At 59.9% G+C, this 13,339-nt stretch carries 11 protein-coding genes and 4 pseudogenes; 3 read left to right on the top strand and 12 right to left on the bottom strand.

The window, feature by feature from the left end; all coding sequences use genetic code 11:
- Nucleotides 1-20: 20 nt before the first annotated feature.
- The 9 genes and pseudogenes from ACVWY5_RS01375 to ACVWY5_RS01335 form a co-directional block, all read right to left on the bottom strand.
- Nucleotides 21-1,160: pseudogene (locus tag ACVWY5_RS01375) on the bottom strand (IS256 family transposase); the annotation flags it as partial.
- Between the two features lie 10 nt (nucleotides 1,161-1,170).
- Nucleotides 1,171-2,763, bottom strand: a complete 1,593-nt coding sequence (tnpC, locus tag ACVWY5_RS01370; protein ID WP_456671629.1) for an IS66 family transposase — start codon at nucleotides 2,761-2,763, stop codon at nucleotides 1,171-1,173.
- A 74-nt stretch (nucleotides 2,764-2,837) separates the two neighbouring features.
- Entirely contained in the window at nucleotides 2,838-3,182 is a 345-nt protein-coding gene (gene tnpB / locus ACVWY5_RS01365; protein ID WP_028338262.1) for an IS66 family insertion sequence element accessory protein TnpB, read from the bottom strand.
- Complete coding sequence (locus tag ACVWY5_RS01360) at nucleotides 3,179-3,526, bottom strand: transposase (RefSeq protein ID WP_028352414.1); 348 nt, start codon at nucleotides 3,524-3,526, stop codon at nucleotides 3,179-3,181. Before ACVWY5_RS01360 ends, tnpB (ACVWY5_RS01365) begins: the two co-directional genes overlap by 4 nt.
- Nucleotides 3,527-3,659: 133 nt before the next feature.
- Nucleotides 3,660-3,794, bottom strand: a pseudogene (locus tag ACVWY5_RS01355) (IS256 family transposase); the annotation flags it as partial.
- 397 nt (nucleotides 3,795-4,191) lie between these two features.
- Nucleotides 4,192-6,201 (bottom strand): adenosylmethionine decarboxylase, encoded by a 2,010-nt coding sequence (gene speD, locus ACVWY5_RS01350; protein ID WP_321177229.1) that lies wholly within the window; start codon nucleotides 6,199-6,201, stop codon nucleotides 4,192-4,194.
- Nucleotides 6,202-6,235: 34 nt separating this feature from the next.
- Nucleotides 6,236-6,574, bottom strand: coding sequence for a hypothetical protein (locus ACVWY5_RS01345; RefSeq protein ID WP_456671628.1), 339 nt, complete (start codon nucleotides 6,572-6,574; stop codon nucleotides 6,236-6,238).
- A complete protein-coding gene (locus tag ACVWY5_RS01340) occupies nucleotides 6,529-7,449 on the bottom strand; it encodes an MFS transporter (protein WP_028338251.1) in 921 nt (306 codons plus the stop codon). Before ACVWY5_RS01340 ends, ACVWY5_RS01345 begins: the two co-directional genes overlap by 46 nt.
- 86 nt (nucleotides 7,450-7,535) lie before the next feature.
- Nucleotides 7,536-8,111: pseudogene (locus ACVWY5_RS01335) on the bottom strand (transposase); the annotation flags it as partial.
- 87 nt (nucleotides 8,112-8,198) lie between these two features.
- Between ACVWY5_RS01335 and tnpA the strand changes: the two are divergent.
- From tnpA to tnpC (ACVWY5_RS01320), 3 genes are all read left to right on the top strand, one after another.
- Nucleotides 8,199-8,651 (top strand): IS66-like element accessory protein TnpA, encoded by a 453-nt coding sequence (gene tnpA / locus ACVWY5_RS01330; protein WP_051376434.1) that lies wholly within the window; start codon nucleotides 8,199-8,201, stop codon nucleotides 8,649-8,651.
- An 18-nt stretch (nucleotides 8,652-8,669) separates the two neighbouring features.
- A complete protein-coding gene (tnpB, locus tag ACVWY5_RS01325; protein WP_028338170.1) occupies nucleotides 8,670-8,999 on the top strand; it encodes an IS66 family insertion sequence element accessory protein TnpB in 330 nt (109 codons plus the stop codon).
- Between the two features lie 81 nt (nucleotides 9,000-9,080).
- Entirely contained in the window at nucleotides 9,081-10,298 is a 1,218-nt protein-coding gene (tnpC, locus tag ACVWY5_RS01320) for an IS66 family transposase (RefSeq protein WP_321177228.1), read from the top strand.
- Nucleotides 10,299-10,390: 92 nt separating this feature from the next.
- On the opposite strand, the gene ACVWY5_RS01315 is transcribed toward tnpC (ACVWY5_RS01320), so the two are convergent.
- The 3 genes and pseudogenes from ACVWY5_RS01315 to istB form a co-directional block, all read right to left on the bottom strand.
- Nucleotides 10,391-11,518, bottom strand: coding sequence for a type II toxin-antitoxin system HipA family toxin (locus ACVWY5_RS01315; protein WP_321177227.1), 1,128 nt, complete (start codon nucleotides 11,516-11,518; stop codon nucleotides 10,391-10,393).
- Nucleotides 11,515-11,796 (bottom strand): helix-turn-helix transcriptional regulator, encoded by a 282-nt coding sequence (locus ACVWY5_RS01310; RefSeq protein ID WP_063616687.1) that lies wholly within the window; start codon nucleotides 11,794-11,796, stop codon nucleotides 11,515-11,517. Before ACVWY5_RS01310 ends, ACVWY5_RS01315 begins: the two co-directional genes overlap by 4 nt.
- 771 nt (nucleotides 11,797-12,567) lie before the next feature.
- Nucleotides 12,568-13,310 (bottom strand): annotated as a pseudogene (istB, locus tag ACVWY5_RS01305) (IS21-like element helper ATPase IstB).
- Nucleotides 13,311-13,339: the final 29 nt, after the last annotated feature.

Genomic DNA, 13,339 nt, shown 5'->3' with positions numbered 1-13,339 from the left:
TTTTGGGTGACGCGGTCCGATCAGGCGGCGCGGACTTCAGCGGTCGGAACGACTTCGATTCCGTCCGCAAACTTTACCCCGGATATCACCTTCGGCAACTGATTTGTGCCCTTCAACCGTCGCAAGGTTTTAGATGCGGCGCCGACCAGCTTGAAGACCATCAACTTTGCTGTGTGTGGCGATAACGCTCCCTTCGTTCGCACAGTCCGGTGCCTGACCGTGGCAAAGACGCTCTCGATTGGATTCGACGTGCGCAGATGCGACCAGTGCTCGGCAGGGAAATCATAAAACGCCAACATAGCCGAGCGATCCTTGATCAGGCATTCAACGGCCGGCTTGTATTTGACGCCGTACTTCTCGACAAAGATATCAATCGCTGTTTCAGCGGCCGCCCGGTTCGGCGCCAGGTAGATGTCACGCAGATCACTCTTTATTGCCGGCTGCACGGACTTGGCGACCTTGTCGAGCACGTTGTTCACCTTGTGCAGCCAACATCGCTGATGTTGCGTGCCGGGGAAGATTTCATCGAGCGCCCGCCAGAAGCCGAGAGCGCCGTCGCCGACAGCAAGCTGAGGCCCGATCTGCAAGCCGCGCTTGCGCAGATCGATCAGCAATTCTCGCCAACTTTGTGCGCTCTCGCGTACCCCGACCTGGAAGCCGATCAATTCCTTCTTTCCTTCAGGCGTGGCGCCTATCAACACCAGGATGCATTCGGCATGGTCCTCCATGCGAGCCTGCAGATAGACGCCATCCGCCCAGATATAAACGTACCGCCGCGCCGACAAGTCGCGCTTTTGCCAACGTTCGTATTCGGCCTGCCAGTCCTTCTTCAGGCCAGCGATGACCGGCGGCGACAAGTTCGGCGCGTCCTTGCCGAGCAAGGCCGAAAGCGCCTCCTGGAAGTCGCTGGTCGAGATTCCCCGCAAATAGAGCACGGGGATCAACGCGTCCAAGCTCTTCGTCCGGCGGGCCCAGAGCGGCAGGATCGTCGAATGAAACCGGATCCTGTCGCCTGGCCCGCTTGCTCCACGGTCGCGGGCCTTCGGACGGGCGATCACGACAGGGCCGATGCCGGTGGCAATTTCGCGCGCCGGCCCATATCCATGCCGCACCACGCGCGCCCGACCATCCGGCAGCGCCAGATGCTTCGTAAGCGGCAAGCTGAGGCCGTTAGGCGGCGTGGTTCCATGGCATAAGCGCGTCGATTTCGCTGCTCGGCCAGCCGTTGGCGATACGCTGAAGTGTTAGGGCAAGCCAGGCGAACGGATCGACGTTGTTCATTTTCGCCGTCTGCAGCAGCGTTGCGATGGTTGCCCAGGTTCGTCCGCCGCCGTCGCTGCCCGCGAAGAGGCTATTCTTTCTCGTGATTGTTTGTGGCCGGATGGCGCGTTCGACGATGTTGGAGTCGAGCTCGATGCGGCCATCGGTCAGGAAGCGTTCGAAGATGGCACGGCGCGAGACGGCATAACGGATCGCCTCGGCCAATTTTGATTTGCCGGAGATCCGCCGCAAGGTCTGCTGCCAGAGATCGAAGAGATCTGTGACGATCGCCGCGGAGGCTTGCTGGCGCGCGGCAACGCGAGCGTCGGGGCTTTGACCGCGCACGGTTTTCTCGACCTGCCAGAGCTTCGCCATCCGCTCGACCGTCGCCGTTGCCACTTCTGAGCTCCCAGCAACATGCAGCTCGTAGAACTTGCGCCTGCAGTGTGACCAGCAGCCAGCCAAGGTGATGCCATCATTGCCGCGATCGGATCGCGCGAGCTTGTTATAGGCGGCATAGCCATCCACCTGCAGGATGCCGCGATAACCATTGAGGTGTCGGACCGCGCATTCGCTGGCGCGGCTGTCTTCGAAGCGATAAGCCACCATCGGCGGACCGTTGCGGCCAAAGGTTCGGTCATCTCGGGCATAGGCCCATAAGTAGGCCGTCTTTGTCGATCCGGAGCCCGGAGCGAGCGTCGGCAAAGTGGTTTCGTCGGCAAAGACCCGTTCGGCCTTCTTGACCTCGCTGAAGATGTAGTCGGCCATGATCTCGAGCTCGAAGCCGAGCTTGCCCATCCATTGTGCCATCAGCTGGCGGTCCAACTCGACATGATCGCGGGCGTAGATAGCCTCCTGCCGGTAGAGCGGCAGGCCATCGGCATATTTGGCGACGGCGATCTGGGCCAGAAGCGCTTCCGTCGGAATGCCTCCTTCAATGATATGGGCCGGGGCCGGCGCCTGGATGACGCCGTCCGCGTTCTTGAAGGCATACTTGGGACGGCGCGTGACGATCACACGGAACTTCGCCGGCACCACATCCAGGCGCTCCGACACGTCCTCGCCGATCAGCACCTTCTGCTTGCCTGCATGCTCAGCCAGCTCGTGCGGCTCAATGACAGTTTCGATCCGTTCCAGATGGGGCGCAAAGCCCTTGCGCCGACGCGGTGCACGCGTGCCATCCGCCTGCGCACGGCCCTTGCCGACCTGGGCCTTGATCGCAGCGATGCCGGTCTCGATCTCCTCGAAGACGAAGGCCTGCTGTTCATCGTCGCCGTTCGCCGAGCCGAGCTTTTCCGATCGTCGGCCGAACCGGGCGCGGTCGAAGGCCTTCAGGATCTGCGTCAGCCGCTCGATGCGCGCATCGGCATCGGCGCTGCGGGCCTTGAGATCGGCGACCTCGCTCTCCAGAGCATCGGCGCGGGCCGCTTTCTCGGCCATGGCAAGAACCATGGCCTTCAGCGTCTCTACGTCATTCGGGAGACTAAGATCAGGCGGCGTCATTGACCCGACCAGAGCACATTTTGCTCCGTTTCTCTTGCCCTTTCAGGCCGCTGATTCACTTCGCCGCAGTGCTTTTACCCAACAATCTCCGGCCGCTTGACCGCCACGGTCCGGACCCGCTTCCAGTCCATCCCATCCACCAGTGCCATCAACTGCGCGGGGTTCATCTGTACCCGATGATGTCCGATCCGCGGCCAGCAGAACCTCGCCTTCTCGAGACGTTTTAAATAGAGGCACACGCCGGAGCCATCCCACCATACGATCTTGATTCTGTCGGCTCTTTTGGCCCGGAACACATAAAGCGCACCGTCGAACGGATCTGAGCCCGCATCGCGCACCAGCGCAACAAGCCCATCGATACCCTTGCGGAAGTCGACGGGATGGCTGGCCAGGAACACCTTCACGCCGGAGGGGATCATGCCGAACGTACCGCCCGGATCACCCGCTGTAGCTGCGCCTCGTCGACGTCCACGCCGGCGCGCACGATCACCTCGCCAATGGCAATTTCGATCACCGCGCCTGACACAGACGCCATCTCACCCCCGCAACTCGAGTGCCGCTCGCGATAATGTCGTTCCGCCCGAGCGTCACGGCGCCACGCGAACAGCTGCGACGGGTGAATGCCGATCCGACGAGCGATCGCCGATACGCTCGCGCCAGGCTCCAGCGCCTCTGTCACAATTTGCGCCTTGAACTCGTCCGACCAGCGTCGACGAAGCTGCCGCGGCGCTCCCTCAAGACGGTCGGCGACCGCTTCGATCATATGGAAGGTTCTAGTTCCAGAACTAGGCGCAGACATAGAAGCTCACATCGGCTCACAAACTCAGCAGCCGATAGCCGATTGCTCACCCCTTGCGCCAGACGGGGTCTCTTTTCCGCTTACGATGCTTCGTCGTTTCCAGGAATGTAGTGAACTCAATCTCGACAGCGCGGGCGATCAGTTCGCGAGCTCCGGCACGCAGAATATCCGTCAGTGGATCAGCAATCTGATCGGGCTGACGCAGAGGAAAAACATTGGTAGTCTCGGTCACGGCGTATCGCTCCTTTGGAGGTTGCTGGCAGGCTTCATCACCCGCCTCGATACGCCGCCTTTCTCAACCCGTCATCACCCAGTTTCCGTCATAGCTCAGGACAGTCAGCTACGCAGACGACCTTTTCACAAGGCGGCCTTGCTCGGATGCGTACTGTGCTTCTTCGGTCGCATCGTCTTCTCCGATGCACCACAGAATCATGGCCCGCAGCAAAAGGAAATCCAAAAACCAATTTGCAGGGTTTGGAAGCCTCAAGCCCCAAATCCCTGCAATCTCAAATGCCTCCAAAACCCGAAAACAGACTCCCGCTCAATCGCTTAGAGCCTTGTTCACGGCCGACTATTTTTCACGAACAAATGCGATCGACTTTGACATGGGTAATCCTATCCTGCTTTGATTATTGCAAATGTTCAGTGAGGGTCGGATGCGTATGGGGCGTGCCCAGGAGCCGCTTGTGCTCGCTTATGTCTATGCGTTTGGGTTGAAAGGCGTTCTGAAAGGCTGGAACGCATTTGTACGGGTCCAAGGCACCGCAAAAAAAGACATCAATGGCGATTAGCTTTTCATCATGCCAAGTGTTAACGCAGATGTGTGATTCGGCGAGGATCGCAAATCCTGTTACACCTCCATCCTCGCTGTACTTACAGTATGTTGCATCTAGCAAGGTGGCATTTGCGTCCTTGACTGCCTGATTGACAGCCGCCTCGATCGCTTCAGCATTGCCCGTATTTTTTGCTTCCCACATGTCGATGAACAGATGCGTCCCAGCTGAAATCCTATTTCCCAACCGATGTATACCGCCCTTCGGCTCTTGAATATCCATAGTGTACCCTTCTGTTCTTGAACTTTGAGTATTATCTCGCGAGCCAATTTCGGAAATAATACCTACTATTTCCCTGACCTCTGCTTCCTGCGGGATTGATCCCCCGGCGATGGGATATCGTTCAGATGCTTCGCCGAAGTGACGCAGCAAGGGCAACATCGGGCCCGGCGAGATCGCCCAGTCCAGATACGTGTATTCCTTGGCCAGAACGGTGTTCCGAAGCGGATGTTGGACCGCCCAGTTCATGCTTATGGCGCTGAGGAGACCCGCTGACTTCCATCGGTCAAGGGCATCAAACAGTAACTGGCGCTCTTTCATCCCCTCGCCCAACCCAAAGAGCAGGGATACGCCAACAGAAATACCCGCGTCCCCGAGTATTTCGACCGCTGTATTTGCCCGATCCATCCAGCTGGCGTTCTTGTGACCAATATCCTTATGCAGCCCCCCAATTTTATCGGGCAATGGAGTCTCTAGGCCAATAAACATGTACTCTAAGCCCGTGCGCCGGAGGGTGGAGGCAATGTCCGGGCTCCTGATAATCTGATCGATGGTAGCTTGGCCGCCGAGCCGTACCTCAACCCCGCTCCCGCAGACCAGTTCTTCAAACTGCCGGACCAGCTTGGGATTCCAGGTGAGAAAAGTTGAGTCCTCCACAAAGGCAGCTACGCCCGTTTCGGCAGAGTAGTCTTCGTCAACGACTTGACGAGCGGCCAAAAGCTGCTGGTGGAGCCTTACCCCGCTTGACTGAAGCTGCTGCGGCGCCCCCACGACTCCAATTCGTTCACTACAGAACGAACAGTCGTAAATGCAGCCAGGTCCTACATCGCTGAAGACATGAGCCGTTGGCACCCGATCAAAGACGTCAAAGCCACCTCGAATTCCAAACATGGCCGACGGCGACGGAAGCTGATGATAGTCAATCTCAACCCCAGTTGACCGAACGCATTGGATGGCTCCATCTGTGACAGTTCCCGCGACCCAGCGGCCTGGCAATGCGGCCAACTCGTCGAGTCGAGTTCTTGCGGATCGCGCGTGCTGCTTGACGGCGGTCTTGGCGACCAGTTCACCGATCCCGACGATGAAGTGTTCCGCATCCCCCGACAGAACGACATCAAACAAATCAGGGATCTGACCGTCACACGTAAGGCGGAGGGGCGATGCTGCATGGTGCTGTACCTCGAGCCCTTTTAGAAAAATTGTTTCGGTGGCATGTCGTCCACCCAAGACAATACAGACATCATCTCCAAGGGCCTCTCTCACGAAGGCAGCCGTTTCGATCGCCCCTTTGAAACAGATCGACATTGCTCCAATCAGGAACAGGTTGGGCCGCACTTCGTCGAGGAGTGGCGCCAACTCCCTTTCCATCTGCTCGCGATCGCTGAACAACAGCGTGGTCCTCCGGCGATCTGCACGCTTGCCGCTCCAGTTACTGTTGCCCCAGGCTCCATGGCCTCTGGATGCCATTAGCGCAGCCAGACGACATGCATTGAAAAGACTTGCCGGGTCAGCGCTGGAAAGCGCCATTTCGCCAGCCTGGCCCTCAACAAACTGTGGCGCCGAACACGCAATGACCCGCAGCGACATTTGCCGCTCCACTCAGTTGATGCAGTTTCTCAGGCTAGACTTGCGCTAGATGCGCGGACCGATCCGACGTCATGCATAGTGCGACGGCGGCTAACAGGAATGGAATGGCGGCCATTCCCAGATATACAGGGCCATAAGCCCGTGTCGCCTCGATGATTTGTCCGCTTGCGTAGTTTCCCACCATGCTTCCAAGTCCAACAGCGACGAATATGCCCCCCGAAAGAACAGATGCGATTTCAGGAGGGAACATCTTGGCGATGTAAGCAGCTATCAACCCAAAGAGTGCAAAGTAGGACATACCCAGAACAAATAGTGATGCGTACACAGTCACCGGCATGTTTGCCAGGTACAACGGGATGGGCATTGCGACCACCAAAAGCAGGTAGGTGAGAACGAGCGTCCACCGGACAGATATTCGGTCTGCAACAAACCGAGCAAAATGCCTCCAACCATCCCTCCCGTCCCTATCGCACTCCAGGCCCGGGACGCATCCGCTGCGGTCCAGTTTGAATTTTCGCGCAGAAGCGACGTAAGATAAGTTTGGTATGGAACCATGCTCATGGCCGTCCCGAATAGAAGAAGGACGGAAAATACTGCGGCCGGATTCAGTAGGCTGCTCCAGTAAGTATTTTTCTCGCTTGTCTTTGCGTCAGATCTCCCGCGCATGCTCAATATTGGATAGAGGAACAACAGCGAAACGAGGGTCAAAGCAATTGTGACCCCACCAAGGGCGAGCCACGCCGAACGCCATCCCCAGTGGTCGAGAATGTAGGGAACAATCAAGCCGTTGAGAAACAGTCCGAACGATGTGCCGCTGCACATCAGCCCAAGCGCCAACGCACGGTGTCGATCAGGTATAAGCGTCTGCGTCGCGACTACGATGGCCACCCAGACCGCGGCACCACAGCCTCCCATGATGAAAAGGATCGTCACCATCAAGTCGACATTGGACATGCTATAAAACACGCCCTGACACAGGATGGTTACGACCAGAAAAAAGTAGATGACTCGGATCGGACCTATCCTAGGGACCAGCAGGCCCGCAACTATTGCGAAAACCATATTCCCGGCCTGCGCGGCGCCGGACGCAAGGCCCACGGTGTTCTGACCTATGCTTAGCTCACTGCGAATTTCAGGAACCAAGGATGAGAACAAATAGGTGGCAAAGGCAAATGTAGCGGCAACGAAACTCGTGAGAAAGACCGTGACGACAATCGGCGATATCTTCGTTTCTTCTGAAAGATTCATCACAGGTAAATACTCTCTTTATTTGCCGATCACATGACTGATATTTCTACAATCACAACTCTGTTACCTGTTTTCATTAGAATCGTCTATTTATTATGATTCTCTAATCTTACTGCGTCACAAGCGTGCGGTCTGTGGAGCGGGCGAACTTGATCGCACAACAAGGACATCTCAACAGCGTTCGGACGAGCCCTTGTTCGAGCCGCCGTCGCATCGTCGCGATCGAATTTGGAATGTGACGTTGGGTCCGCAGTGGTAGATCCGCGGGGTCTGTAATCTGCGGGAAGGCGAGTGAACGGAATCGGCCAGGCGCGCCGAGCGCCTGAGGGGGGAATCGTCTCCCGCTCGGAGATCAGGAATCCGTAGGCCGCAATGCACATCGTTGCGTGATGATGAAAGCCGCGCCAGCCGCGTCCCTCGAAGTGGCCGAGCCCGACCTCCTGCTTGAGTTCCTGATAATCGCGTTCGATGCGCCAGCGCAGTTTAGCCGTCTCAACGAGAGTCCGGAATGCCACATCCTCCGGCAATGTCGAGAGCCAGTATTTGGTAGGCTGGTCCTCGCCTTTCGGCCATTCGATCAGCAACCATTCCTCCAATCGCCGGGTGGTTTGCCAATAATCACGATGCGCGGTACGGACCCGCACGCGGGCAAAGCGCGAGGTCGTGAGCGTCATCCAGGGACCACGCGCTGAGGGCTAATCTGGTCGGTTAGGAAGATCTCGTGGACTGAATCATCACGAGGTCTCGCCATGTCTAAGGATAGCCGTAAGGATAGCGATAGGGATAGGCATACGCCTATCCTCAAGGATTTTTCTGACACGCTGCAGCGTGTCGAGATCATCACTGGGACCGGCCGGCGCCGGCGCTGGTCGGCCGATGCGAAGGCGGCGATTATCGCGGAGAGTTTTGCGCCGGGTGCAAGCGTGTCCGCGGTGGCGCGGCGACACGACATCAGTCCAAGCCTGTTGTTTCTGTGGCGTCGTCAGACGACGCGGGCGAAGGTCGCGGCGCGCCGGGCCGGAGACGTGCCACCTGGCTTTGTGCCGGTCGCGATCACCGGCTGCGGGGGCGAATTGCCGTCGCGCGAGGAGCAGGCGGCAATCGAGATCGAGGTCGGCGCGGTTCGCATCCGTGTCAGGGGGACGGTCGACCGGCGGGCGCTGTGCGAGGTGCTGGCGGCAGTCGGGACGGTTGGCCGATGATCGGGGCTGCGACCCGGGTTGTCGATCTGGATCGCGACGCAGCCGGTCGATTTCCGTCGCGGAATGGACTCGCTGGCGATGCTGGTGAGCGAGGCGTTTGGAGCCGATCCGTTCGACGGCGGACTTTACATCTTCCGCTCCAAGCGCCGAGATCGCGTGAAGATCCTGACCTGGGACGGAAGCGGCCTTGTCCTTTACTACAAGAGAATCGAGGGGCAGTTCACCTGGCCGCCGATCAAGGAAGGCGTCATGCCGCTATCTCATGCTCAGCTCTCGGTGCTGCTCGATGGCTCAGACTGGAAGCGTGTGCCGATGCGGGTTGTGGATCAGCCAGCACGAGCTGGTTGATCCGTATCAAGAGTAGTTCGTCACTCATGCGGAGTTGTTGTAGAATCACTCTGCATGAGTGATTTGCCTTCTGATCCAGCATTGCTCCGACAAGCCGTGATGGCGCTGTCGTCACGGCTTGCGGCGTTGTCGGCGGAATGCGGCACGCTGGCGGCCGAGCGTGATGCGGCGATTGCCCAACGCGACGCTGCGGTCCAGGAGAACGACAAGCTCCAGATAATCCTGTCCCAGTACAAGCGCACGATCTTCGGTCCCCGCTCTGAGACACTGGATCCCAGACAGCTGCCTCTCTTCGCCATCACGGCGCAGGCGGCTGGTGCCGCCGCCAACGACGACGTGACCGGAGGCGGGCTGCCTGACGGAGCGGAGGGCCGTGGAAAGCGACCGGCGCGACGCAACCGGGGGAAGCTTCCGGAGCATTTGCCGCGCATCGACGTCGTGATCGATGTCGAGAGCCACATCTGCCCTTGCTGCGGCGAGCGGCTGCACAAAATCGGGGAGACCGTCAAGGAAGCCTTCGACGTCATTCCGATGCAGTACCGGGTCAAGCGCATAGTGCGTCCGCGGTACGGCTGCCGGGGATGCCGCCAGGGTGTGCTGCAGGCACCCGCGCCGGCCCAGGCGATCGACGGCGGGATGGTGACGGAAGCCTTGCTGGCCCACATCGCGGTGATGAAATACGGCTACCAGCTGCCGCTGTATCGGCAGGAACAGATGTTCGCTGCGCAAGGCATCACGCTCGACCGGCAGACGCTGGCCTCGTGGATGGGGCGCGCCGCCTGGTGGCTGAAGCCGCTTCACACGCTGTTGCGCGACACAGTGATGTCCTACCCGCGGCTGTTTGCCGACGAGACGCCGCTGCCGGTTCTCGATCCCGGCCGTGGCCGGACCAAAGTCTGCCAGTTCTGGGCGATCGCCACCGATGACCGTCCGTGGGGTGGCCCGGCGCCGCCGGCGGTGGTCTACATGTTTGCCGAGGATCGCAAGGCGATCCGCGCCAAGCAGCTGTTCGGGGACTACCACGGCATCCTGCAGGTCGACGGCTATGCCGCCTACAAGGGCCTGATCAAGAACGGCGGCCATCTGGTGCAGCTGGCGTTCTGCTTCGCGCATGCGCGGCGGAAGTTCTGGGACGTTCACGTCGCGACCAAGTCGCCGATTGCCGCGGAAGCGCTGCAACGGATCGCGATGTTCTACGCCACCGAGGATCGCATCCGCGGTCTGCCGGCGGCGCATCGGGCTGCTATGCGGCAAAGCGACACCAGGCCGTTGATCGAGGACTTCAAACCCTGGCTGTGAATGCTGATCGAAAAATGACCCCCATCGGCGTCGTCGGGACCCCTTCAGGCCATTGATTTCATTAAATTGAAATGATGGGACCCCCACGCCGATCATGGTTGAGACCCCACGCCGAAACACACCCAGTGGCGCGCATGGATGTAGTGTCCGCGGTTCTTGCCGGCGATCTTCATGGCCAGATTCCGCGTCACGTCCGGATAGATGTCGCCGTTCATCACGTCGTAGAGCGGCGCCATGGATACACCGCCGCCGGGCAGCAGCAGCGAGTAGTTTTTGGAGTGCGCGTCGACGTTTCCGCAGAGGACGTTGAAGACGAAGAAGTCCAGGAAGCGCGCCGCGCTGGCCGCGCCGTTCTCCGTCTTCCGGATGACGTCGAAGCAGTCCTTCAGGGTCGGACCGCGCAGCCTCGTCGCCGGATTGGCTTCGTATTTCGTGGAAGGAATGTGCCCGGTGGCCTGGCAGAAGTCCTCCTGATGCAGCCTGCGCAGGCTTCGTCCCTCGGGAACGCGATCGTAGCGCTTCACCAGCAGGTAGTCGAGATCCTCGGCCTTGCCGATCGTGCACTCGGCGACGTCCAGCTTCACCTTCGCCGCCAGGCGGAGGCAGAAGGCTTCGTTCTCGACCGCGTTGTTGAAGTGCTTGTTGGCCGGCTTGAGGATGTGCGTCGTCGGCGCACCGTCGAGCGCGAGGCCGATCCCTCCGTCCGGATACCGGACCACGGGAAGCTTGTCCTGCGCGCCGGCGAGCGACATGTGGATGCCCTCCTCGCCGACCAGGAGCGGTTTCTCGGGAAGGCGGCGGATGGCCGCGGCGAGCTCGGCTTCGGAGAGACGCTTGTAGCGCGGCGTCCGCTTCGGCCTCTGGTCGGCGGGCCGATAGACTTCGAGCGCGCCGGGAAGGTCCTCTCCCAACTCTTCAAGAAGCGCGAAGACGTTGGCCTCCGGAATCTTGAGGATCGTGCCGACCGTCTTCAGCGTGCGGCCTTCGGGCAGCAGGTTCAGGAACCATCGGTACACGACGTCCGGTTCGTGGACGCGCTTGGCGAGCGGCATGCGGGTCGACACGGCGAACGCCTTCGGATCCTTCGTCCACGCTTCGTCGTAGACGAACTCGATGTCCTGGATCTCCTCCGAGCGCCGGCGCAGCAGGCCGACGAGCAGACTACCGTACCGGACTTCGAGGGTCTCGCCGGCCTCGCCGGGCTTCGGGTTGCCGGTCATGGTGTGGGCAAGAAATTGTCGGGATCGAACGGTTCGGAGTCCTCGTCCGTCGGCCGGGCCGTCGGCACCGGGCTCATCTCCGGATTCAGCCGGATGCCGAGCGCCTGCAGCAGGCGCAGAACCAGACCGACCTGGCTGGTCTCCTTGCCGTTCTCGATGTCGACGATGAAGCGGACGCCGACGTTGGCCGTCAAGGCGACGTCCTGCTGCCGGAGCCCCAAGGAGGTACGCCGGTTCCGGATCAGTTCGCCGAGTTCTGCCGTGGTTGCGATCGTCATGATAATTTCCCGAGTGGGAATATATGCCCGGAACTGGTGGAATGACAAGTTTGATTTTCCCGAGCGGGAAATCTTAGATGCTGGAAGGAGTTCCGATGCCGCAAATTTCCCGAGCGGGAATTTTATGCGTCCAACAGGCCGTTCAAAAGATGAATTTACCGATCGGTAAATCCCATCAGCCTCGGGACCTAGGATGTTGCGGCGCCGGCGACCGTAGCAGTTGCTCCAGAATCTGGGCAGCCGCAGCAGGCGTCCGGACGGAGCAAAACCCGGTCGACCGCCGTCGGCGTGTGAATGCTGATCGAACATTGACCCCATCGGCGTCGTCGAGTGAAGTGGACCCTATGCTGAGGACCACTGGGTCCGGTTTTTTAAGTGGAGCTGCAGCAGTTCGTTCTTCCCAATATCTTTACGCTACTCTTGCCTGCTGCTGTTGTGGCTGTAGGGATGTGGGCAACGCGCAGCGTTGTCCAAGCTTCTCGCTTGCGAGAAGCGTCATATCCACTGCGCATTCCAGGGATGATGATCAGCGGTTCCAGGCGATGGTGATCACGGATTCCAGATGATTGTGATCACTTGCAGAGGCAAACACGACTGACGGGATTATGTGTGCTGGAAATGATCCTCCTGGTCAAGACGGGCGGGAGGGTTTGAAGATCGTCCCAGCGGTCCATGGGAGGGCCCCGTGCGCGGCGCGGAGTGCCCCACGAGCGACGCAGCGGCGCGCGCGGGAGGGCCTGTGGGCCGGTGGGACGATCGGGCGCACGGTGGTCACGCTTTTGTCCTATCATCGGCCCGACGCCGCAGGCTGTCGCCTTTGAGCTCGATGCGGTGAGCGTTGTGAATGATGCGATCCAAGATGGCATCGCCAAGCGTGGGATCGGCAATCACGTCATGCCATTGCGGCACGGGGAGCTGACTTGTGATCAATAATGATCCCTTGTCGTAGCGATCATCGACGATCTCGAGCAGGTCACGGCGCTGGTCGGCGGTGAGCGGTTCGGGTCCCCAATCGTCAAGAACCAGAAGATTGACGCGCTCCAGCGCGGCGATCAGGCGAGCGAGACGGCCTTCGCCGCGCGCCTGCGCGAGATCGGCGAACAGGCGGGACACGCGCTTGTAGAGGACGGAGAAGCCATCGCGGCAGGCTTTGTTGCCGAGCGCGCAAGCCAGCCAGGACTTGCCGGTGCCGGTCGGGCCGACAATCACCAGATGATTGTGATCGCGGATCCATTGGCCGGAGGCGAGGGTCTGGAAGAGCGAACGGTCGAGACCGCGCGCCGTGCGATAGTCGACGTTCTCGATGGTGGCGGCCTGGCGGAGCTTGGCATTGCTCAAGCGGCGCGTGAGGCGACGGTTGTCGCGGGCGGTGACCTCGCGATCGACGAGGAGGCCGAGCCAATCGGGTGCGGCATCTCGGCGGCCTCGGGATTGTTCTGCAGTTCGATGACGGTATCGGCCATGGCAGTGAGGCCGAGTGCGCGCAGGCGTTCGACGGTCGGATGAATGAGCACGATGATCTCCTGATCAGTTGTAGTAACCG

The organism is Bradyrhizobium sp. USDA 3256 (assembly GCF_054058275.1).
Note: the sequence above shows the minus strand (reverse complement) of the source record. Positions and strands in the feature narration are given on the sequence as shown.